The organism is Kosakonia sp. ML.JS2a (assembly GCF_025642095.1).
Classification (GTDB): Bacteria; Pseudomonadota; Gammaproteobacteria; order Enterobacterales; family Enterobacteriaceae.
This window is the reverse complement of the sequence record NZ_CP106754.1, coordinates 4859399-4881371: the sequence shown is the minus strand read 5'-3', so window position 1 is coordinate 4881371 and position 21973 is coordinate 4859399. Positions and strand designations below refer to the sequence as shown.

The 21973-nt window shown below is 55.7% G+C and carries 21 protein-coding genes; 15 read left to right on the top strand and 6 right to left on the bottom strand.

The genetic code is table 11. The annotated features are described in order from the left end of the window. Nucleotides 1–12: 12 nt before the first annotated feature. The gene (locus N7922_RS23040; RefSeq protein ID WP_263098444.1) at nucleotides 13–1329 is read left to right on the top strand and encodes a conjugal transfer protein TraF; all 1317 of its coding nucleotides are present in this window, start codon (nucleotides 13–15) and stop codon (nucleotides 1327–1329) included. Nucleotides 1330–1386: 57 nt separating this feature from the next. Here the strand turns inward: N7922_RS23040 and ycaC are convergent, their stop codons facing one another. Next, nucleotides 1387–2010 (bottom strand): isochorismate family cysteine hydrolase YcaC, encoded by a 624-nt coding sequence (ycaC, locus tag N7922_RS23035; protein WP_263098443.1) that lies wholly within the window; start codon nucleotides 2008–2010, stop codon nucleotides 1387–1389. 256 nt (nucleotides 2011–2266) lie between these two features. Here ycaC and dusA point away from each other — a divergent pair, with 256 nt between their 5' ends. Together dusA and pspG are read left to right on the top strand one after the other, a co-directional pair. Continuing rightward, nucleotides 2267–3304: a tRNA dihydrouridine(20/20a) synthase DusA gene (gene dusA / locus N7922_RS23030; protein ID WP_263098442.1), complete on the top strand. Its 1038-nt coding sequence runs from the start codon at nucleotides 2267–2269 to the stop codon at nucleotides 3302–3304. 134 nt (nucleotides 3305–3438) lie between these two features. After that, a complete protein-coding gene (pspG, locus tag N7922_RS23025; protein ID WP_263098441.1) occupies nucleotides 3439–3681 on the top strand; it encodes an envelope stress response protein PspG in 243 nt (80 codons plus the stop codon). A 189-nt stretch (nucleotides 3682–3870) separates the two neighbouring features. Here the strand turns inward: pspG and N7922_RS23020 are convergent, their stop codons facing one another. Continuing rightward, complete coding sequence (locus N7922_RS23020) at nucleotides 3871–4854, bottom strand: quinone oxidoreductase (RefSeq protein WP_263098440.1); 984 nt, start codon at nucleotides 4852–4854, stop codon at nucleotides 3871–3873. A 63-nt stretch (nucleotides 4855–4917) separates the two neighbouring features. On the opposite strand from N7922_RS23020, the gene dnaB reads away from it, so the two are divergent. From dnaB to N7922_RS22980, 8 genes are all read left to right on the top strand, one after another. Beyond that, a complete protein-coding gene (gene dnaB / locus N7922_RS23015; RefSeq protein ID WP_263098439.1) occupies nucleotides 4918–6324 on the top strand; it encodes a replicative DNA helicase in 1407 nt (468 codons plus the stop codon). Between the two features lie 145 nt (nucleotides 6325–6469). Beyond that, nucleotides 6470–7549 (top strand): alanine racemase, encoded by a 1080-nt coding sequence (gene alr, locus N7922_RS23010; protein WP_263098438.1) that lies wholly within the window; start codon nucleotides 6470–6472, stop codon nucleotides 7547–7549. 13 nt (nucleotides 7550–7562) lie between these two features. Next, nucleotides 7563–8120, top strand: a complete 558-nt coding sequence (gene pnuC, locus N7922_RS23005) for a nicotinamide riboside transporter PnuC (protein WP_263098437.1) — start codon at nucleotides 7563–7565, stop codon at nucleotides 8118–8120. Then, nucleotides 8117–9121: an AAA family ATPase gene (locus N7922_RS23000; protein ID WP_263100989.1), complete on the top strand. Its 1005-nt coding sequence runs from the start codon at nucleotides 8117–8119 to the stop codon at nucleotides 9119–9121. The genes pnuC and N7922_RS23000 overlap by 4 nt, the downstream gene beginning before the upstream one ends. A 100-nt stretch (nucleotides 9122–9221) precedes the next feature. After that, nucleotides 9222–10415 carry an aromatic amino acid transaminase gene (gene tyrB, locus N7922_RS22995; RefSeq protein ID WP_263098436.1) on the top strand — a complete coding sequence of 398 codons (1194 nt, stop codon included), beginning with the start codon at nucleotides 9222–9224 and terminating at the stop codon, nucleotides 10413–10415. A gap of 188 nt (nucleotides 10416–10603) precedes the next feature. Further along, nucleotides 10604–11314 (top strand): acid phosphatase AphA, encoded by a 711-nt coding sequence (aphA, locus tag N7922_RS22990; protein WP_263098435.1) that lies wholly within the window; start codon nucleotides 10604–10606, stop codon nucleotides 11312–11314. A gap of 69 nt (nucleotides 11315–11383) precedes the next feature. Continuing rightward, nucleotides 11384–11800 carry a secondary thiamine-phosphate synthase enzyme YjbQ gene (locus tag N7922_RS22985; RefSeq protein WP_263098434.1) on the top strand — a complete coding sequence of 139 codons (417 nt, stop codon included), beginning with the start codon at nucleotides 11384–11386 and terminating at the stop codon, nucleotides 11798–11800. Nucleotides 11801–11936: 136 nt separating this feature from the next. Beyond that, nucleotides 11937–12290 (top strand): MmcQ/YjbR family DNA-binding protein, encoded by a 354-nt coding sequence (locus N7922_RS22980; RefSeq protein ID WP_263098433.1) that lies wholly within the window; start codon nucleotides 11937–11939, stop codon nucleotides 12288–12290. Here the strand turns inward: N7922_RS22980 and uvrA are convergent. Next, nucleotides 12282–15116, bottom strand: a complete 2835-nt coding sequence (uvrA, locus tag N7922_RS22975; protein ID WP_263098432.1) for an excinuclease ABC subunit UvrA — start codon at nucleotides 15114–15116, stop codon at nucleotides 12282–12284. The genes N7922_RS22980 and uvrA overlap by 9 nt on opposite strands. Nucleotides 15117–15372: 256 nt before the next feature. Between uvrA and ssb1 the strand changes: the two genes are divergently transcribed. After that, nucleotides 15373–15897: a single-stranded DNA-binding protein SSB1 gene (gene ssb1 / locus N7922_RS22970; protein WP_017459456.1), complete on the top strand. Its 525-nt coding sequence runs from the start codon at nucleotides 15373–15375 to the stop codon at nucleotides 15895–15897. Nucleotides 15898–15961: 64 nt separating this feature from the next. On the opposite strand, the gene N7922_RS22965 is transcribed toward ssb1, so the two are convergent. From N7922_RS22965 to N7922_RS22955, 3 genes are read right to left on the bottom strand one after another with little or no spacing between them, the layout of a single operon-like run. Beyond that, nucleotides 15962–16735 (bottom strand): amino acid ABC transporter substrate-binding protein, encoded by a 774-nt coding sequence (locus N7922_RS22965; protein WP_263098431.1) that lies wholly within the window; start codon nucleotides 16733–16735, stop codon nucleotides 15962–15964. Between the two features lie 22 nt (nucleotides 16736–16757). Beyond that, nucleotides 16758–17528: an amino acid ABC transporter ATP-binding protein gene (locus tag N7922_RS22960; RefSeq protein ID WP_263098430.1), complete on the bottom strand. Its 771-nt coding sequence runs from the start codon at nucleotides 17526–17528 to the stop codon at nucleotides 16758–16760. After that, nucleotides 17506–18201: an amino acid ABC transporter permease gene (locus N7922_RS22955; protein ID WP_263098429.1), complete on the bottom strand. Its 696-nt coding sequence runs from the start codon at nucleotides 18199–18201 to the stop codon at nucleotides 17506–17508. Before N7922_RS22955 ends, N7922_RS22960 begins: the two co-directional genes overlap by 23 nt. 389 nt (nucleotides 18202–18590) lie before the next feature. Here N7922_RS22955 and N7922_RS22950 point away from each other — a divergent pair, with 389 nt between their 5' ends. From N7922_RS22950 to N7922_RS22940, 3 genes are all read left to right on the top strand, one after another. Further along, the gene (locus N7922_RS22950; protein ID WP_263098428.1) at nucleotides 18591–19355 is read left to right on the top strand and encodes an IclR family transcriptional regulator; all 765 of its coding nucleotides are present in this window, start codon (nucleotides 18591–18593) and stop codon (nucleotides 19353–19355) included. A 61-nt stretch (nucleotides 19356–19416) separates the two neighbouring features. Then, nucleotides 19417–21009 carry an OPT/YSL family transporter gene (locus N7922_RS22945; RefSeq protein WP_263100988.1) on the top strand — a complete coding sequence of 531 codons (1593 nt, stop codon included), beginning with the start codon at nucleotides 19417–19419 and terminating at the stop codon, nucleotides 21007–21009. A 24-nt stretch (nucleotides 21010–21033) separates the two neighbouring features. Continuing rightward, nucleotides 21034–21972, top strand: coding sequence for a DUF1177 domain-containing protein (locus tag N7922_RS22940; protein WP_263098427.1), 939 nt, complete (start codon nucleotides 21034–21036; stop codon nucleotides 21970–21972). Nucleotide 21973 lies beyond the last annotated feature (1 nt).

Genomic DNA, 21973 nt, shown 5'->3' with positions numbered 1-21973 from the left:
GAGACGCATACTGTGAAAAAAAATCTCAAATTTTCGGTGGTCGCGATAGCTGTCTCCTTCGTTGTGGCAAATCAGGCGGGAGCAGCCAATACCTGGGCGGAAGCACGTAATGATGCAATGGGGGGAACCGGTGTTGCCTCTGCAAACTATGGCAGCGGAGTCCTCATTAACCCGGCGCTGCTGGCGAAAGCAAAGCCGGAAGACGATATCACCGTTATCCTGCCAAGCGTGCAGGCGCAAATTACCGATAAGGACAATCTGCGCGATGAAATCGACAATATCAGCGACAAAATCGACAACTATCGCGATGTCGTTGATAACCTGACCGCCGCGCAATTTCTTGCTAACCCTGTGGGCACCGTGGGGCAATTCCAGAGCGCGGCCAAAGATCTGGCGGATGAACTGACCTTCCTGGACGGGAAAACCGCGCGGGCGAAAGCGGCTGCAGGCATTGCTGTCAGTATTCCAAACGATGTGCTCTCTGTGGCTTTTGTCACCAAAGCCTACGCGCATGCGATTGTCAGCACTGCGGTTGACTCGCAGGATATTACCTATCTGCGCAGCATCCAGAACAGCACAACGGTTGCGGCAAGCGAAGCGCTGAATGCGGTTGTGTCGCCAAACGGCAGCAACGAGATCACCAAAAATCTCAACTCCACGGCATCTGGTCGTGCGGCTGTTGTCTCGGATTACGGCGTTGCGGTTGCTCGCCAGTTCGAGGTGGGTGGCATTCCTTTATCTCTGGGAGTGACGCCAAAACTGCAGAAAACCTGGGTCTGGAACTACACCACCTCTATTTATGACTATCACAGCAGTGAGTGGCGCAATAGCCGCTATCGTACCGATGACACCGGTTTTAACGTGGATGTCGGCGCGGCGGCGGATTTGAGTGAAAACATCACCGTCGGCCTGACCGGCACGAACCTGATCTCCCGCGATATCGACACCAAAGATATCCTGATCCGCAACGGCAGAACCGGGCAGACGGTCAATTACAAAGACACTTACCAGATTAGCCCGGTGGTGACTGCCGGGGTGTCATGGCATAACGATCTGGTGACGTTAAGCGCCGACGGCGATTTAACCGAGACCAAAGGCTTTAAGAGCGAGAAGGACTCCCAATACGTTGGCGTCGGCGGTGAAATTCGCCCGTTGAGCTGGCTGGCGGTTCGGGCCGGTTATCGCGCTGATGTGAAAGGCGACGACAAAAACGTCTTTACCGGCGGTGTCGGTTTTGCGCCGTTTAACCGTGTCCACGTCGATTTAATGGGCCTGGTGGGCGAAGACAAAACCTGGGGTGCTGGCGCACAGCTTAGCGTGACGTTCTAAGGTGCAATCAGACTAAGACAAAACCGGGGGCGCGTGGCCTCCGGTTTTTTTACGCCGTTATTTGTTGCTCAACGTATTAAAACTGGTCATCAGGTTGCGGTAATCCGGAATATGGTTCGAAAACAGGTTACTCAGGCCTTCAATATCATTACGCCAGTCACGGTGTAACTCGCAGGCGATGCCAAACCAGGTCATCAATTGTGCTCCGGCTTTTGACATCCGATCCCAGGCCGAATGGCGCGTAATATCGTTGAATGTCCCTGATGCGTCAGTAACGACAAACACCTCAAAACCTTCTTCCAGCGCCGATAGCGCAGGAAAGGCCACACACACTTCTGTCACGACACCGGCAATGATCAACTGCTTTTTCCCGGTCGCTTTTACCGCTTTAACAAAGTCTTCATTATCCCAGGCGTTGATATTGCCAGGACGAGCAATATACGGCGCATCAGGAAATTGCGCTTTTAGCTCAGGAACGAGAGGCCCATTAGGGCCGGTTTCGAAGCTGGTGGTGAGAATGGTGGGAAGCTTAAAATATTTAGCGAGATCGCCTAATGCCAGAACATTGTTTTTGAATTTGTCGGGATCGATATCTCTCACTAATGACAGTAAACCCGTCTGGTGGTCGACGAGGAGAACAGCGGCGTTGTTTTTATCGAGGCGAACATACGGTGTAGTCATCTTCTTTAACTCCTTTTACCCGTTACGGTGGTGAATAGCGCCAGACTATTGACGAACATTTCCTATGCCTACCAAAAATGATAGGTGTCGATCGCATTTTGTACAAGTTGATGCCGGTTATTGCGCGATCGGGTTGCACCGAACACCATCGGGTTTAAGGCGTTCCACTATGCTAGAATGACGCCCCGCTATTTCAGGAGCCGGTATTTGCCCGCCCTGGGTGGGCCTGATACATCTCTTTTTTTAACTGCCAAAATTGCACGGTAATCCTGACATGACAAAAAACCAGCAAACCCGCCTGATGCCCACCGATTCTGCTTATCACTGGCCTGGCAGGTTTAGCATTGCGCCGATGCTCGACTGGACGGACAGGCACTGTCGTTATTTCCTGCGCCTGTTGTCGCGCCAGACGCTGCTGTACACCGAGATGGTGACCACCGGTGCGATTATTCATGGCAAAGGCGATTACCTGGCATACAGCGAAGAAGAGCACCCGATTGCATTGCAGCTTGGCGGCAGCGATCCGGCGCAGCTTGCCCATTGTGCGAAGCTGGCTGAAGCGCGTGGTTATGATGAAATCAACCTCAATGTCGGTTGCCCGTCCGATCGCGTGCAGAACGGTCGCTTTGGCGCTTGCCTGATGGGCGAAGCGCAACTGGTTGCTGATTGCGTCAAAGCGATGCGTGATGTGGTTTCTGTTCCGGTGACCGTAAAAACGCGTATTGGCATTGACGATCAGGACAGCTACGAATTTCTCTGCGACTTTATCGGTACGGTTGCCGGTAAAGGGGAGTGCGAGTCCTTTATTATTCATGCACGTAAAGCCTGGCTCTCCGGTTTAAGCCCGAAAGAAAACCGTGAAATCCCACCGCTGGATTACCCGCGCGTCTATCAGTTGAAGCGCGATTTCCCACAGTTGACGATGTCGATTAATGGCGGGATTAAGTCGCTGGCGGAGGCCAAAGCCCATCTGGAACATATGGATGGCGTGATGGTGGGCCGCGAAGCCTACCAGAACCCGGGGATTCTGGCGTCGGTTGATCGGGAAATTTTCGGTGCTGAGGCCAGCGATGCCGATCCGGTGGCGGTTGTTCGCGCCATGTATCCCTACATTGAACGTGAACTCAGCCAGGGGGCTTACCTGGGGCACATTACCCGCCATATGTTGGGTCTGTTTCAGGGGATCCCAGGGGCGCGCCAGTGGCGTCGCTATCTGAGTGAGAATGCTCACAAGGCCGGCGCAGATGTTGCGGTTGTTGAGAAGGCGCTCAGCCTTGTTGCTCAGGCGCGTTAAAAGTTCACTAAAACCTGGTCAAATTCACTAAAACCTGCGCACCGGCGCAGGTTTTTTTATTGCCGAATCAGCAAGTTATGGTTGGCATGTTTCTTGTAATAGAGGAATGAGTTACCTGGTTTGTGGAGAGCGCTATGTTGGAACTACTGTTTATTATCGGCTTCTTTATTATGTTGTTAGTGACCGGCGTGTCGCTGCTGGGTATTGTGGCGGCGCTGGTTGTGGCAACCGCAGTGATGTTTTTAGGTGGGCTTTTTGCTTTGATGATCAAACTGTTGCCCTGGTTGCTGCTGGCGGTTGCCGTGGTCTGGATCATTCGCGCCATCAAAGAACCGAAGGTTCCACGTTATCAACGCAATAACCGTTGGCGTTACTAAAGTATTGAGTGGTGCGTCACAACCCTGAAACATTTAGTGGCGCATTGCTTAGAACCGCATAGGATTTGCTTATCAAATCTGTCACTATCGCGACGTTAACGAATTCATCGCGCTGTACCCTACAATGCAGCCGAACTAAAAAAAGAAAGGGCTTCCTGCGGGAAGCCCTAATTCTTTCTGGCGATGAACTCAGGGGATCAACAGGCTTGAGCCCTGTGTCGCCCGGCTTTCCAGCACCTCATGCGCGCGCTGCGCATCCTTTAAGGCAAATTTCTGGCTCTCCGCCACATCCACTTTAATGACGCCACTGGCAATCAATGAGAACAACTCATTGCTGGCTTCCTGCAACTCTTCCCGCGTGGTGATGTAGCCATTAAGGGAAGGGCGCGTGGCGTAGAGCGAACCTTTCTGGTTGAGAATACCGAGGTTCACCCCGGTAACCGGACCGGAGGAGTTCCCAAAGCTGACCATCAGGCCACGGCGGCGCAGGCAATCGAGCGAGATCTCCCAGGTATCTTTCCCAACCGAGTCGTACACCACGCCGACCTTTTTGCCACCGGTGAGTTCTTTCACGCGTTCGACCACATTCTCTTCGCTGTAGTTGATCACCTGCCAGGCTCCGGCCTGCAATGCCCGCTGCGCCTTGTGCGCTGAACCCACGGTGCCAATCAGTTTCGCGCCGAGCGCTTTCGCCCATTGGCAGGCAATAAGCCCAACGCCGCCCGCTGCCGCGTGAAACAGGAATACCTCGTCGGGTTTGATCTCCCAGGTTTTGCGCAGCAGGTAGAAGACCGTCAATCCTTTCAGGTAAGAAGCTGCGGCTTGTTCGAAAGAGATGGCGTTTGGCAGGATCGCCGCCTTATCAGCAGGGACATTATGTACCGAGCTGTAAGCGCCCAGCCCCGATTGCGCGTAGACCACGCGATCGCCCACCTTAATGTGCGTCACGCCACTGCCCACTTTGCTGACGACGCCGGCGGCTTCGGTGCCCAGCCCGCTCGGCAAAGACGGCGGCGGATACAGTCCGCTGCGGATGTAGGTATCAATGTAGTTGATGCCAATGGCTTTGTTTTCCACCTGGATTTCGTTTTCCGCCGGTGCTGCGGGGGTAAACTCCACGGCTTTCAGCACGTCAGGGCCGCCATGCTTGTGAAATTCTATTCGTGTCGCCATGCTTCCTCCTGAACTCTGTGATAATCTTTCGAACCATTCATTACCTTGGTAGCTCCATTCACTATGGCAGGAAATAAACCCTTCAACAAACAGACTGAACCCCGCGACATACAGCTTGAGGGGATGAAAGTGCCTCCGCATTCCATTGAAGCGGAGCAGTCAGTGTTGGGCGGTTTAATGCTGGATAACGAACGCTGGGACGACGTCGCCGAGCGTGTTGTCGCGGACGATTTTTATACGCGCCCGCACCGCCATATTTTCACCGAAATGCACCGCCTGCAGGAGATGGGTAAACCCATTGACCTGATTACGCTGGCGGAATCGCTGGAGCTACAGGGCCAACTGGAGATTGTTGGCGGTTTCGCTTACCTGGCGGAACTGTCCAAAAACACGCCAAGTGCGGCGAACATCAGCGCCTATGCGGATATCGTGCGTGAACGTGCCGTTGTCCGTGAGATGATCTCGGTGGCGAATGAAATCGCCAATGCCGGTTTCGATCCGCAGGGGCGTACCAGTGAAGATTTACTCGATCTGGCTGAGTCGCGGGTCTTCAAAATTGCAGAAAGCCGTGCCAATAAAGACGAAGGCCCGAAGAATATCGCCGATGTTCTCGAAGCGACCGTCTCGCGTATCGAGCAGCTTTTTCAGCAACCCCATGATGGCGTAACCGGGGTCAATACCGGCTATGACGACCTCAATAAGAAAACGGCAGGTTTGCAGCCGTCGGATTTGATTATCGTCGCGGCGCGTCCGTCGATGGGGAAAACGACATTTGCCATGAACCTCGTCGAAAATGCGGCGATGTTACAGGATAAACCGGTTCTTATTTTCAGTCTGGAGATGCCCTCCGAACAGATTATGATGCGTTCCCTGGCGTCATTGTCGCGGGTTGATCAGACGCGCATTCGTACCGGTCAGCTCGACGATGAGGACTGGGCGCGCATCTCCGGCACCATGGGCATCCTGCTGGAAAAACGCAATATCTATATTGATGACTCCTCCGGCCTGACGCCGACGGAAGTGCGTTCCCGCGCCCGACGTATCGCCCGCGAACATGGCGGTATCGGGCTTATCATGATCGACTACCTGCAGCTGATGCGCGTGCCGTCGTTGTCCGACAACCGTACGCTGGAAATCGCCGAAATCTCCCGCTCCCTGAAAGCGCTGGCCAAAGAGTTGCAGGTGCCGGTGGTGGCGCTGTCGCAGCTTAACCGCTCTCTGGAACAGCGCGCCGATAAACGCCCGGTCAACTCCGACCTGCGTGAATCCGGCTCCATCGAGCAGGATGCGGACTTGATCATGTTTATCTATCGTGATGAGGTTTATCACGAAAACAGTGACTTAAAAGGTATTGCGGAAATCATTATTGGTAAACAGCGTAACGGCCCTATCGGGACGGTGCGTCTGACATTTAACGGGCAGTGGTCGCGCTTTGATAACTATGCGGGGCCTCAATATGATGACGAATAAATTTCCGTCATCCTTCGCGCCGCAGGTGCGTTGACGGAGCCCGCTCACCCCGGTCACTTAGTTTACTAAGCTCCCGGAGATCCCCGGGTTTGTCTCCCTCCTGCAACACGAATGATTCAGGAAATTCTTTTAGTAAGGAATTGAAATGCAAGCGGCAACCGTAGTAGTGAACCGCCGCGCTCTGCGACACAATCTGCAACGCCTGCGCGAACTGGCCCCCGCCAGTCGACTGGTTGCAGTCGTGAAAGCGAACGCCTATGGACACGGTCTTCTTGAGACCGCGCGAACGCTCCCCGATGCCGACGCTTTTGGCGTCGCCCGTCTTGAAGAAGCCCTGCTCCTGCGCGCTGGCGGCATAACGCAACCGATCCTGCTGCTGGAAGGTTTTTTCAATGCCGAAGAGTTGCCGCTGGTCGCTGAACATCAGCTACAGACCGTCGTCCACAGCGAGGAACAGCTTAAGGCGCTGGAAACGACCCCTCTGAACGCGCCGGTCACCGTGTGGATGAAACTCGATACCGGCATGCACCGTCTTGGGGTACACCCCAATGAAGCTGAGGCGTTTTATGCCCGCTTATCGCAGTGTAAAAACGTCCGTCAGCCGGTGAACGTCGCCAGTCATTTTGCCCGTGCCGATGAGCCAGAGTGCGGCGAGACGGAACGCCAACTCGATATTTTCACCACGTTTACCAACGGTAAGCCTGGCTTGCGCACGATTGCTGCTTCTGGCGGCACGCTGCTGTGGCCGCAATCGCACTTCGACTGGGTGCGTCCGGGCATTATTCTTTATGGCGTATCGCCGCTGGAGAACAAACCCTGGGGCGCAGATTTTGGTTTTCAGCCAGTGATGACCCTGACGTCGCAGCTTATTGCTGTGCGCGAGCATAAAACGGGTGATGCCGTAGGGTACGGCGGCACCTGGCAGAGCGCGCGCGATACCCGTCTGGGTGTGGTCGCGATGGGCTACGGCGATGGTTATCCTCGTGCTGCGCCTTCCGGTACGCCAGTGCTGGTTAACGGGCGTGAAGTGCCGATCGTGGGGCGGGTGGCGATGGACATGATTTGCGTCGACCTGGGGCCGGAAGCAGAAGACCGCGCGGGTGATAACGTGGTGTTATGGGGCGAAGGGTTACCCGTTGAACGCATCGCTAAAATAACGAAGGTAAGTGCTTACGAACTTATTACGCGCCTGACCGCCCGGGCGACCCTGACCTACATTGACTAAAAAGGATTGTCCTTTGTCTCCAATGGAAATCGCCGCTTGCCTGGCCTATGCCCTCTCTGTGTGGCTTGCCGCGCGCAATAACATGCACACCTGGTGGACAGGGATTATTGGGTGTGTGCTGTATGGCTGGGTGTTTTACTCGGTGCAGTTGTATGCGGACGTCACCCTGCAAGTGTTCTTTATTGCCAGCAGTATTGCCGGGTGGGTCAACTGGCTGAAAGGGAATCATGGTAGCGAACTGGCGGTGCGCAAAACGCCGATCGGTCGGCTGTTGCCGATGCTGGCAGGCGCGCTGGTGGTGGCGGGCGGCTATGCGTGGTTGCTGCACCGCTTTACCAACGCGTGGTCGCCGTGGCTGGATTCCGCCATCATGGTGTTCAGCGTGCTTGCGCAGTTCATGCTGATGGGGCGCAGGCTCGAGAGCTGGTACTTCTGGCTACTGGTCAACACCATTGCCGTACCGCTTTATGCGGCGCGCGATCTTTGGCTGACTGCCGGGTTGTATCTCGTTTTTTGGTGTAACGCATGGCACGGTCTGTACCAGTGGCGCAAGGCGCTGGTCGCGCGATGACACGTTTCGCCAGTGGGCTGGTGGTGGGGAAGTTCGCCCCGCTGCATTGTGGTCATGAGCGGCTGATCAATGCCGCGCTGGCCCAGTGTGACCGCGTCTGGCTGATGAGTTACTCGCAACCGGAAATGCCGGGTTGTGAGCCAGAAAAACGCGAACGCTGGCTGCGGGAGCGGTTTCCGCAATGTGAAATCGTTGTTCTGACCCCGGAGCGCGTTGCGGGCTGGGGGCTCGGTGCGTTGCCGCATAACGATGCTCCCGGCGATCGGCATCGACATTATATAGCCGACCTCTGTTTGCAGGTTCTGCACTGTCGCCCGCAGGCGGTCTTCACCGCTGAAGATTACGGCGATGGCTTTGCCCGCGTGCTCAGTGAACGTTTTGCTCAGCCTGTCGCGCATGTGCGCTTACAGCGTGAACAGGGCGCACAGGCACCTTCCGGCACGCTGATCCGTAGCGATATCCACCGTTGGCGGCAGATGCTCTCTCCCATTGTCTATCGGGATTTTGTTCAACGCATTTGCCTGCTGGGGGGCGAATCCACCGGCAAAAGCACACTGAGCGCAGCCCTGGCGCAGGCGCTGGAGACGACGTACGTGGCGGAATATGGCCGGGAACGCTGGGAAGAAAAGGGCGGTGAACTGGCGTACGATGATTTGCTGCTTATTGCGCAGACGCAGGTGCGGCGTGAAGACGCAGCGTTGGCGGCCCGCTGGCTGGTGTGCGATACCTCGCCGCTCACGACGCTGTTCTATACGCTGGAGATGTTCGGCAACGCGCCGGATGAGCTTTACGCGCTGGCGCAGCGGCACTATCACTGGGTGGTGCTGTGTGAAGATGATTTTCCTTTTGTGCAGGACGGCACGCGGCAGGATGAAACGTTCCGCCAGCGGCAGCAGGCATGGTACGTTGACCAATTGACACAGCGCGGCATCCCTTTTCTTCGCGTGCGGGGTTCCGTAAACCAGCGCGTGGCGCAAATCCTTACCGCCCTTCGCGGCTAAAACGCTTATTTTTCGCCACCACCACGGCTGCTCTCGACCTTCCCTGACTTCCGGTTTATTGTGTGGGTTCCTGCCTACTGTAAACCTGGAGAATACACGCGTGTTTCAGAAAGTTGACGCCTACGCTGGCGACCCGATCCTCTCTCTTATGGAGCGGTTTAAAGACGATCCGCGTAGCGACAAAGTAAACCTCAGCATCGGGCTCTATTACAACGAAGACGGCATCATTCCACGCTTGCAGGCAGTCGCCGAAGCAGAAGCGCGTCTTAACGCGCAGCCGCACGGTGCGTCTCTGTACCTGCCGATGGAAGGGCTGAACAGTTACCGTGTGGCAATTGCGCCGCTGCTGTTTGGCGCAGACCATCCGGTGCTGGAACAAAAACGTGTTGCGACCGTACAGACGCTGGGCGGCTCCGGCGCGCTGAAAGTGGGGGCGGATTTTCTGAAACGCTACTTCCCTGACTCGGGCGTATGGGTGAGCGATCCGACCTGGGAAAACCACGTGGCCATTTTTGAAGGCGCGGGTTTTGTAGTAAGTACTTACCCCTGGTACGACAATGAGACCAATGGCGTGCGTTTCTCTGCCTTCCTGGAAAAACTGAACACGCTGCCAGCGCAAAGCATTGTTCTGCTCCATCCTTGCTGCCATAACCCGACCGGCGCGGATTTGACCCATGCGCAATGGGATGATGTGGTTGAGGTTGTGAAAGCGCGCAATCTGATCCCCTTCCTCGATATTGCTTATCAGGGCTTTGGCGCAGGCATGGAAGACGATGCCTATGCGATTCGCGCAATGGCTCGCGCCGGGCTGCCTGCGTTGATCAGCAACTCCTTCTCCAAGATTTTCTCGCTGTATGGCGAACGCGTCGGTGGCCTCTCCATCGTGTGTGAAGACGCAGATGCGGCCGATCGCGTACTGGGTCAGTTAAAAGCCACCGTTCGCCGTAACTACTCCAGCCCACCGAATTTTGGTGCGCAGCTGGTCGCGACCGTGCTGGGCGATGCGGGGCTGAAAGCCTCATGGCTGGCGGAAGTGGAAGCGATGCGCACCCGCATTCTGGCAATGCGCCAGGAGCTGGTAAAGGTTCTGAAAGAGGCGGTACCGGGCGGTAATTTTGATTATCTGATCAAGCAACGTGGCATGTTCAGCTATACCGGTCTGAGCGCACAGCAGGTGGAAAGATTGCGTGAAGAGTTCGGCATTTACCTGGTGGCCAGCGGGCGTATTTGTGTTGCCGGTCTGAACGGTCGCAATGTGCATCGCGTCGCGCAGGCTTTTGCAGCTGTGATGTAAGTACTCGCTCACGTTTTCATCCTGATCCCCTGCTTTTCAGCAGGGGGTTATCCCCCCGTATTCTCCTATTCTATGGTTAATCCGCAGAAAATCCTTTGTTTCACCTGCCGCTGGGGTTATGGTCGGGTAGACTTCTGACCGTTCGCACCATTTATAAAACATAACGAGCTGATAATTTAGGGATAAATATGCGAAAGTTCACACTCGCCCTGCGCGCAACCTGCCTGTGGTTTGCGTTGGGAGGCGCAGCGGTTTATGCTTCCGCCCCCACGCCCTCTTCAGATGGCACCAATGTGGCCAAACTGGCGGAACAGGCGCCGATTCACTGGGTTTCCGTCGCACAAATTGAACGTTCGCTGGTTGAACGCCCGCCGATGGCGGTGGGGTTTGATATTGATGATACGGTGCTGTTTTCCAGCCCCGGTTTCTGGCGCGGCAAGAAAACCTGGTCGCCAGACAGCGAAGCGTATCTGCATAACCCGGCATTCTGGGAAAAGATGAATAACGGATGGGATGAATTCAGTATTCCCAAAGAGGTGGCGCGCCAGCTTATCGCCATGCATGTGAAGCGCGGCGACAGCATCTGGTTCATTACCGGGCGCAGCCAGACAAAAACCGAAACCGTCAGCAAAACCCTGCAGGACGATTTTCTGATCCCGGCGGCGAATATGAATCCGGTGATTTTCGCCGGTGACCAGCCCGGGCAAAATAACAAAACGCAGTGGCTGAAGGCGAAGCAGATCCGCATCTTCTATGGTGACTCAGATAGCGACATCACGGCTGCTCGCGAAAGTGAAGCGCGGCCGATCCGCGTATTACGCGCCTCCAACTCAACTTATCGCCCGCTACCGCAGGCGGGAGCAATGGGTGAAGAGGTGATCGTCGATTCCGAATATTAGCCGGGGTTTACCTTTCGGCGCTATGCTGCACACTTAAGCAACCTCATCTTTTCGGTTAAGGAGCAGCGAATGTGGTATCAACAAACAATTACGCTTGGCGCAAAGGCGCGCGGGTTTCACCTGGTCACGGAGGAAGTGCTCGGGCAAATCCGCGATCTTTCCCGTGTGCGGATCGGTTTGTTGCACCTGCTGCTTCAACATACTTCGGCCTCTCTCACGCTGAATGAAAACTGCGACCCGACCGTGCGTTATGACATGGAACAGCACTTTCTGAACAGTGTGCCGGATAAAGCGCCCTGGAAGCATGATTATGAAGGGCCGGATGACATGCCGTCGCATATCAAGTCTTCTCTGCTTGGCGTATCACTGTTACTGCCCGTGCAAAACGGGCGGGTACAGTTGGGCACATGGCAGGGGATCTGGCTGGGGGAGCACCGCATTCACGGCGGCGCACGGCACATTATCGCCACCTTGCAAGGGGAATAATGCGGTTACTCTGGTAAACCCTGCTCTTATCGTCAGGATCTGTAACGATCGCCGTTTTTTTCATCAATACACTACGCTTAAATGAGGCAACCGGGCCGATCGGACGATCCATCGCAACACGACGAGGAGAATCAACGTGACAATTTCGGAGTTACTGCAATATTGCATGGCGAAGGCGGGCGCTGAACAGAGCGTACATAGCGACTGGAAAGCGACGCAAATCAAGGTCGCCGATGTGTTGTTTGCGATGGTGAAGGAAGTTGAGGGGCGCCCTGCGGCGTCGCTAAAAACCAGTCCGGAACTGGCGGAACTGTTGCGTGAACAGCATCAGGATGTGCGCCCCAGCCACCACCTGAATAAAGCGCACTGGAGCACGGTGTATCTGGACGGTTCGTTACCGGACTCGCAGATTTACTATCTGGTGGATGCGTCCTATCAACAGGCGATGGAACGGGTGCCGGAACAGGTCCGGCACCAACTGTCAGTGTGACGATTTCAGCATCGGCTTAAGGAATCGCGCCGTGTGCGAGGCTTCGCATTCGGCAACGGTTTCCGGCGTGCCGGAGACGAGGATCTCGCCGCCGCCGCTGCCGCCTTCCGGGCCGAGATCGACAATCCAGTCCGCGGTCTTAATCACGTCCAGATTATGCTCAATGACCACAATGGTATTGCCCTGATCGCGCAATTGGTGCAGTACGTCCAGTAACTGCTGGATATCGGCGAAATGCAGGCCGGTGGTGGGTTCGTCGAGAATATAGAGCGTCTGCCCGGTTCCGCGTTTTGACAGCTCACGCGCCAGTTTCACGCGCTGGGCTTCGCCGCCGGAGAGCGTGGTCGCCGACTGACCAAGACGGATATAGGTCAGACCGACATCCATCAGCGTTTGCAGCTTACGCGCTAGCGCGGGCACGGCATCAAAGAACTCACGTGCTTCTTCGATGGTCATATCCAACACTTCATGGATAGTTTTGCCCTTGTATTTGATCTCCAGCGTTTCGCGGTTATAGCGTTTGCCTTTGCACTGGTCGCACGGCACGTAAATATCCGGCAGGAAGTGCATCTCCACTTTGATCACCCCGTCGCCCTGACAGGCTTCGCAGCGGCCACCGCGCACGTTAAAACTGAAGCGCCCTGGCGTATAGCCGCGCGAGCGGGATTCCGGCACGCCGGCAAACAGTTCACGCACTGGCGTGAACACGCCGGTATACGTCGCCGGGTTGGAACGCGGCGTACGGCCAATCGGGCTCTGGTCGATATCGATCACTTTATCGAAATGCTCCAGCCCGTGGATATCGCGGTATGGCGCTGGCTCAGCAATCGTCGCGCCGTTCAACTGGCGCTGCGCGATGGGGAACAGCGTATCGTTGATCAGCGTCGATTTACCCGAACCGGACACGCCGGTAATACAGGTGAACAGGCCGACCGGCAGCGTCAGCGTCACGTCTTTCAGGTTGTTGCCGCGTGCGCCGGTGAGTTTCAGCACTTTGCCCGGATCGGCCGGAACGCGCTGTTTCGGGATGTCGATTTTGCGTTTGCCGCTCATGTACTGCCCGGTCAGCGACTCCGGGACCGCCATAATCGCGTCCAGCGTGCCTTCCGCCACAACCTGCCCGCCGTGGACACCCGCGCCCGGACCAATATCGATCACATGATCCGCTGCGCGAATGGCATCTTCGTCGTGTTCGACGACAATCACCGTGTTACCCAGATTGCGCAGATGGATTAATGTACCGAGCAGGCGCTCGTTATCGCGCTGGTGCAGACCGATTGAGGGTTCATCCAGCACGTACATCACACCCACCAGGCCTGCGCCAATCTGGCTTGCCAGACGGATACGCTGCGCTTCGCCGCCGGAGAGTGTTTCAGCAGAGCGGGACAGCGTCAGGTAGTTCAGTCCGACGTTAACAAGGAACTTCAGACGGTCGCCGATCTCTTTCAGTACTTTTTCGGCAATTTTCGCCCGCTGACCAGAGAGTTTCAGGTTGTTGAAGAAGTCCATCGCATGACCGATGCTCATATCCGAGATGGTCGGCAGCGGCGTGTTTTCAACGAAGACATGGCGCGCTTCACGGCGCAGACGGGTTCCTTCACAGGCGGCGCATGGACGGTTGCTGATAAACTTCGCCAGCTCCTCGCGCACCGCGCTGGATTCCGTCTCTTTATAACGGCGCTCCATATTATGCAGCACGCCTTCAAACGGATGACGACGCACCGAGGTGTCGCCGCGATCGTTCATGTATTTGAACTCAATCGATTCTTTACCCGAACCGGAGAGGATCACTTTCTGCACGCTGGCGCTCAGGCTTTCCCACGGCGCTTCAACGTCGAATTTATAGTGTTCCGCCAGCGACTTCAGCATCTGGAAATAGTAAAAGTTACGGCGATCCCAGCCGCGGATCGCACCGCCGGCCAGCGACAGTTCCGGGTTCTGAATCACGCGGTCCGGGTCGAAATATTGCTGTACGCCCAGGCCGTCACAGGTCGGGCACGCCCCGGCCGGGTTGTTGAAGGAGAACAGGCGCGGTTCCAGCTCGCGCATGCTGTAGCCGCAAATGGGGCATGCGAAGTTGGCGGAGAACAACAGCTCCTCGGCGTTGGGATCGTCCATATCGGCAACCATCGCCGTGCCGCCGGAAAGCTCCAGCGCGGTTTCAAACGATTCCGCCAGGCGTTGGGCCAGATCGCTGCGGACTTTAAAGCGGTCAATCACCACTTCAATGGTGTGTTTCTTTTGCAGCTCCAGTTTCGGCGGATCGGAGAGGTCGCAGACCTCGCCATCAATACGCGCCCGGATATAGCCCTGGCTGGCGAGGTTTTCCAGCGTTTTGGTGTGTTCGCCTTTACGCTCTTTGATCACTGGCGCCAGCAGCATCAGGCGTTTGCCTTCCGGCTGCGACAGCACGTTATCGACCATCTGGCTGACGGTTTGCGCCGCCAGCGGCACGTCGTGATCCGGGCAGCGCGGTTCGCCAACGCGGGCGAACAGCAGACGCAGATAATCGTGAATTTCAGTGATGGTCCCGACGGTGGATCGCGGGTTGTGTGAGGTTGATTTTTGTTCGATGGAAATCGCCGGCGACAGCCCTTCAATATGGTCGACGTCCGGTTTTTCCATCAACGACAGAAACTGGCGGGCGTAGGCAGAAAGCGATTCAACATAACGGCGCTGCCCCTCCGCGTAAAGCGTGTCGAAAGCCAGTGAGGACTTGCCAGACCCCGACAGCCCGGTGACAACGATCAGTTTGTCGCGAGGGATGACGAGGTTGATGTTTTTGAGATTGTGGGTGCGGGCGCCCCGTACTTCTATCTTATCCAATCCATTCACCTTTTACCCGGAGGAACGCTATTTGCCTGGTATGTTTGAAGGACAACCGGCGGTCAGAAACGGCTAATTATGACACAATTTAACCTGAATGAATATACAGTATTTGCATGCATCCTGGCAGCGAATATGTAAAAATGCACTGTCGTGAGAGATCTCTGGAACCTGCTTCGCAGCTATCAATAAGCCATATGGAAATGGTACACTCGCGCGTTTACACTACTAAGAAACGTTTTCAGGAGACACGATCATGGCCAGCAGAGGCGTAAACAAGGTGATTCTCGTCGGTAATCTGGGCCAGGACCCGGAAGTACGCTATATGCCGAGTGGTGGCGCAGTTGCCAACATTACGCTGGCTACTTCCGAATCCTGGCGTGATAAGCAGACCGGTGAAACAAAAGAGCAGACTGAATGGCACCGCGTTGTGCTGTTCGGCAAACTGGCTGAAGTGGCTGGCGAATATCTGCGTAAAGGCTCACAGGTTTATATCGAAGGTCAGCTGCGTACCCGCAAATGGACCGATCAATCCGGTCAGGAAAAATACACCACTGAGGTGGTGGTCAACGTTGGTGGCACCATGCAGATGCTGGGTGGACGCCAGGGCGGCGGCGCACCGGCAGGCGGTGGCCAGCAGCAGGGTGGTTGGGGCCAGCCTCAGCAACCACAGGGCGGCAACCAGTTCAGCGGCGGCGCGCAGTCCCGTCCGCAACAGCAGTCTGCTCCGGCACCGTCTAACGAACCGCCGATGGACTTCGACGACGATATCCCGTTCTGATTTTGTTCATCAGAAAACAAAAAACCCCGCAATGCGGGGTTTTTTGTGGTTCAGAGGCTGAACATTACTTCGACACATCCGCACCGAAGTATTTCTGAGAAATACGTTCGTAGGTGCCGTCGGCCTTGATCTCTTCCAGCGCTTTATCAATCGCGGCTTTCAGTTCCGGGTTGTTTTTACGGATCAGCACGCCAGATTTCTCAGCATTGTCTTCGGTGGCGATGATTTTCACCGGCGCAGACGGTTTGTGTTTTTTGAAGTCCAGGTAAGAGAGGTTGTCGTTGATGGTCGCATCAGCACGGCCCTGCACCACCAGATCGATAGACTGGTTAAAGCCATCGGTCGGCACAATTTCCGCGCCGTATTTACGGGCGATCTGCGCGTAGTTACTGGTCAGCGAATGGGCAGATTTCTTGCCTTTCAGATCGTCAAAGCTCTTAATGCTGCTGTTTTTGTCATTCACGATCAGCACCGCTTTAGAGGCGATGTACGGCTCAGAGAAGTCATATTTTTTCTGGCGCGCTTCAGTAATACCGACCTGGTTAATGACCGCGTCGTAGCGATTCGCATCGATACCGGCGATCAGACCATCCCATTTACCTTCAACAAACTGCGCTTTTACTTTCAGGCGCTTGGCCACTTCCTGACCGATTTCAACGTCAAAACCTTCCAATGTGCCGGATGCGTTATGGAACGTGAACGGAGGATAGGTGCCTTCGGTACCAATTTTCAGAACCCCGGCGGACTGGATTTTTGCCAGATCGTCCTGCGCCAGCGCCGCGTGGGCGAAACCAAGCTGCATAACCCCGGCAATAACGAGTGTTGCGAGTGCTTTCATCTAAATCTACCCCAATTGATTGTTATTGGTTCGCCCCGATCTCCGGGAGCGCTGTGCTTAAAGAGGCGATAAATTCCGCAGTACGCGGTTTTTTCGCGTGTGAAAAAAGGGCGTTGGCGGTACCGGATTCCACAATTTCTCCGGCTTCAAGGAACACCACCTGACTGGCGATATTGGCCGCCAGACGCAGATCGTGCGTCGCCATAATCATTGTGGTGCCTTCCTGCGCCAGCTGACGCAGAACAGCCACCACCTCGCCGGAAAGCTCCGGGTCGAGCGCAGACGTGGGTTCATCACAGAGCAACACCGCCGGTGACGGCGCAAGGGCGCGGGCAATGGCCACACGCTGCTGCTGCCCGCCGGATAACGTATTCGGCAGCGCATCACGTTTATGCAGCATATCGACTTTCGTCAGTAACGCTTCGCCACGCTGGCGCGCACGGTCGCGATCCCATTTGTGTACGGTGATCAGCCCTTCGGTGATATTTTCCAGAACGGTCATATGCGGAAACAGCGCGAAGTTCTGGAACACCATCCCCGTCTGACGGCTGATGCGGCGAATATCCTGACCTTTAATGCGCGCGTCTGGCGAAAAGGTGATGCTCTCTTTGCCGATGGTCAGCGCCCCGGCCTGAGGGATCTCCAGTAAGTTAATGCAGCGTAATAACGTACTTTTGCCGCTGCCGGAGGGGCCAATCAGCGTGGTTACCGTGCCTTCTTCAATGGTTAAATTGATATTTTTCAGGACACGATGACCATCAAAACTCTTATCAAGGTTGGAGAGCGTTATCATTGACGGCTCCTTTAGGTGTCGTGCCTGCTAATTTCTGTTCAAGTTTGTTCTGCAAATGCGATAACACGGAACTGAAGAACAAATAAATCACAGCCGCTTCGCTATACAGAATCAGAGGTTCATAAGTCACAGCCGCAATTTGCTGCGCGGACAGGAACATTTCCGGCACTGTGATCACCGACGCCAGCGAGGTGTCTTTCACCAGCGAAATAAAGGTATTGGAGAGCGGCGGCACCGCAATGCGCGCGGCCTGCGGCAGGATAATACGGCGTAATGACTGCGCCCAGGTCATGCTGATGGCGTGGGCGGCTTCCCACTGCGATTTTGGCACGGCCAGCAGCGTAGCGCGGATCACTTCGGAGGTATAAGCCCCGATGTTAACGGTGAAACCAATCACCGCGGCCGGGAAGGCATCGATCGTAATGCCTGCGCTGGGCAGCGCGTAGAAGATCAAAAACAGCTGCACCAGCAAAGGCGTACCGCGGATCAACCAGACATAAAACCGGACCACCGGTTTTAAAAATCCCGGCCCGTACAGGCGCAACAACGCAACCACAAACCCAAGGGTCAGACCGAGAACAAACGAGCTGAGGGTGAGGGGAATGGTGAATTTCAGACCTGCGGAAAGCATGGGCCAGAATGAATCAATTGCTAAGGGTAACCATGTTGGCACTGCGCACCTTCCGGACAGAACGTGTTGCCAGAAAATTGCTGGCAGAATGTGAATATATATTAGCCCAGTTAATAATTCTGGCACCGTATTAGAACGGATTATATGCCTTGCACCGGACGCGAAAACAAATATATCCGAATAACGTTATGCAGAAATGAGCTAAGCAATGCTTTTTTGATACATAGGCGCTCTTACGCTGCTTTCACCCTCTCTTCCATTGCACCTTTTGCCTCTTTTTTCACCCTTCCTGCACCAAAATGACGCCCAGGAATAGTGCGTAATTTTTGATCAATTTATCCCGTGCTCCGTCTTTTCAGTCAGTTACAGGCTGGCATTTTTCTTGCAGTTCCATTTAGTGAAACTGAAGTCCCATTTTATGAGACCTTGTTATGTCCATTTTAGAAACGACAGCCAGCATTCTTAAATTGATGGTGGATCTGCAACGCGGGATCCGCATCAGCGATGTGATTACCCATCTTGGGATGCCGAAAAGCACGGCTTCCCGTGTGATGAGCCAGCTTGAGTCCTATGGCTACCTGGAAAAAGACGACGGGCAGGGCACCTTTCTGCCCGGTCCGTTGCTGATGTCGGCATCACATCTGGTGAGTCGCCACATCACCCTCAGCGACCATGTTGACGCCGCGCTGCGCAGCCTCTGTGAACGCACCGGTTATACCGGCTATATCTCCATGCTGGATAACCAGGAAATCCTCGTATTGCGGGTGATTCATGGTCGCCAGGCGCTGCCGGTGGTGACCTGGCCGGGTTCACGTTCCCCTGCCTGGGGAACATCGACCGGGCGGGCGCTGCTGGCGCGTTTCACGGACACGCAACTGCACGACTTTTTCGCCAGCCCGCTGGTGGTCTCGCAACTGAGCGGCACGCCGCACGATGTCAGCATGCTGGTGGCGGCTGTCGCCCGCACACGCGATGCGGGTTACGCAACCGCGGTGAACGAATCGGTCGCCGACACGGCTTCCGTCAGTTGTGCCGTTGGCGACCCGGCCACCCACGAAGCCGTGGCGTTCTGTCTCTCTTTTCCCCAACAGCTTGCCACCCCTGAAGAGTTGCAACGGATAGCGACATTACTGAAAGAGACTGCCCTCACCATTGCCGGAAAAACCGGCGATACGCAGGTGAGCAGTCCACTTTGATTTTTTTCCTTTTGCCAATGCCAGGAGAATAACCGTGAGTCAAACCGTCCCATCCGAAACGTTGCCGGAGAACAGCGAGAGCCATCCGCGTGCTTTTGCTCCGGCCACGTTGCTGTTGTTGTTGGTCTTGAGTATCTTCGGCGCCGTTATTGGCGTGCAGTTACTGACGACCCTTGGCGTGACGCCGAATACCGCCATCATCGGCGCGATGGCGGCCATGATCATTGCCCGTATTCCATTACAGTGCTTTGCCCGTTTCCGCTCGATCCATATTCAAAACCTGGCGCAAAGCGCGACCTCTGCCGCCACATTTGGCGCAGCGAACTCGTTGCTTCTGCCTATCTCTATTCCCTGGCTGTTTGGCCATAACGAAATGGTAATGCCGATGTTTATCGGCGTGGCGCTGGCCATGCTGCTGGACGGTTGGCTGCTGTACCGTTTGTTCAATACCCGTATCTTCCCGGCGGAAGGGGCATGGCCACCGGGCATTGCGGCGGCGGAATCCATAAAAGCCGGGGATCAGGGCGGTAAACAGGCGGCATTGCTCGGCACCGGTATTGTGATTGGCGCGATTGGCTCGTGGTTCAAGTTCCCGATGGCGGCGCTGGGTACGGCGTTTATCGGCAATATTTGGGCGCTTGGCATGCTTGGCGTCGGTTTCTTATTGCGCGGTTACTCCGCACCGCTGTTCGGCATTGATATCAATAAACTCTATATTCCGCACGGCGTGATGGCGGGTGCGGGCGTCGTGGCGCTGTTCCAGATTATCCGCTTGATCCGCCAGAGCAACCGCGCCAAAGCGGAGCAACATGGCGACGATGACGCGCTACCGCAGGCGCAGAATGAGCAAATTGGTCGCACCATTCGCCTGGGGGCGCTCGGCTTTATGGCCATTTCCGTGCTCATTGCGTTAGGCAGCGGTTTGTATGCCCATCTTTCTCTGCCGTGGCTGCTGGCGTTTATGGTCTATGCCGCGTTTGCGGCCTTCCTGCATGAAATGATTGTCGGCCTGGCGGCTATGCACTCCGGCTGGTTCCCGGCGTTTGCCGTCGCGTTAATTACGTTGCTTATCGGTATTTTGATTGGCTTCCCGCCGGAAGCGCTGGCGATGCTGTGCGGTTTTTCCGCCGCGACCGGCCCGGCGTTCGCGGATATGGGTTACGACCTGAAAGCGGGCTGGATCCTGCGTGGTAAAGGCGAGCACACCCGGTTTGAACTGGAAGGGCGTCGCCAGCAGTTGATTGCCGCGATGCTGGCCTTTGTGGTGGCAATGCCCGTGGTGCTGTTTATTTTCCGCGACTATTTCGCGCAGGGACTGGTGCCGCCGGTGGCGAAAGTCTACGTTGCGGCGATCAACGCCGGGGTGTCGCTGGATATCGCGAAATCACTGCTGATCTGGGCAATCCCCGGGGCCATTATCCAGCTGATTGGCGGTCCTGGCCGTCAGATGGGCGTGCTCCTGGCGACGGGTCTGTTAATCAACAACCCGCTGGCCGGCTGGGCGGTGATGATCGGGATTGCTATCCGTGCCATTGTTTTGCGCGTGGGCGGCGAAGCGATGCGTAACAAAATTGAGGTGTTGGCGGCGGGGCTGATCGCCGGTGATGCCCTGTTCAGTTTCTTTAATTCCGTCCTGCCGGGCGGCAAAAAGTAATCACGCAACATCAGAGAAAATATTATGAGCTTACAACAAACATTACAGGTCTTTGAGTTACTCGACAGCGCATATGCCAGCGGCGACAAGGTGAAAGCCCTGCTGGCCGAATACCGCAATATCGAGGTGAGCGTGAAAGCGGTCAGCGGCCCGAAAGGCAGTACCGACTTCGTCAAAATCGTGATTCCGGGGACGCAAGGGAAACGCAGCGGCGGCAGTGCGCCGACGCTGGGGATCGTTGGTCGTCTTGGCGGCATTGGCGCACGTCCGGGGCGCATTGGCCTGGTGTCAGACGCTGACGGCGCAGTGGCTGCCGTCGCCAGTGCGTTGAAGCTGGCGGAAATGCAGCGTCAGGGGGATAGCCTGCCGGGCGATGTGATTGTTACGACTCATATCTGCCCGGATGCGCCGACGCGCCCGCATGAACCGGTCGATTTTATGGACTCGCCGGTAGAAACCGAAGACATGAACGAGCAGGAAGTGTCGGACGAAATGGATGCGGTGCTCTCTATCGACACCACCAAAGGCAACCGCATCATCAACCACAAAGGTTTCGCCATTTCGCCAACGGTAAAACAGGGCTATATCCTGCGTGTGTCGGACGATCTGCTGCGGGTGATGGAAATGACCACCGGGCAATTGCCTGTTACTTTCCCGATCACCACCCAGGACATCACCCCGTATGGCAACGGCGTGTATCACCTCAACAGCATTTTGCAACCGTCGATTGCCACCGCGGCGCCCGTGGTCGGTGTGGCGATCACGGCGGTGAGCGCTGTACCGGGCTGTGGCACCGGCGCGAGCCATGAAACGGATATCGCGCTGGCCTGTAAATTTGCAGTTGAAGTGGCCAAAGAGTTTACCCGCGGCACTTGCCAGTTCTTCGACAGCACAGAGTACCAGCGCCTGCTCGACCTGTATGGTTCGCTGGCACATTTGCAAAAACGTCAGCCAGGGGTGTGAG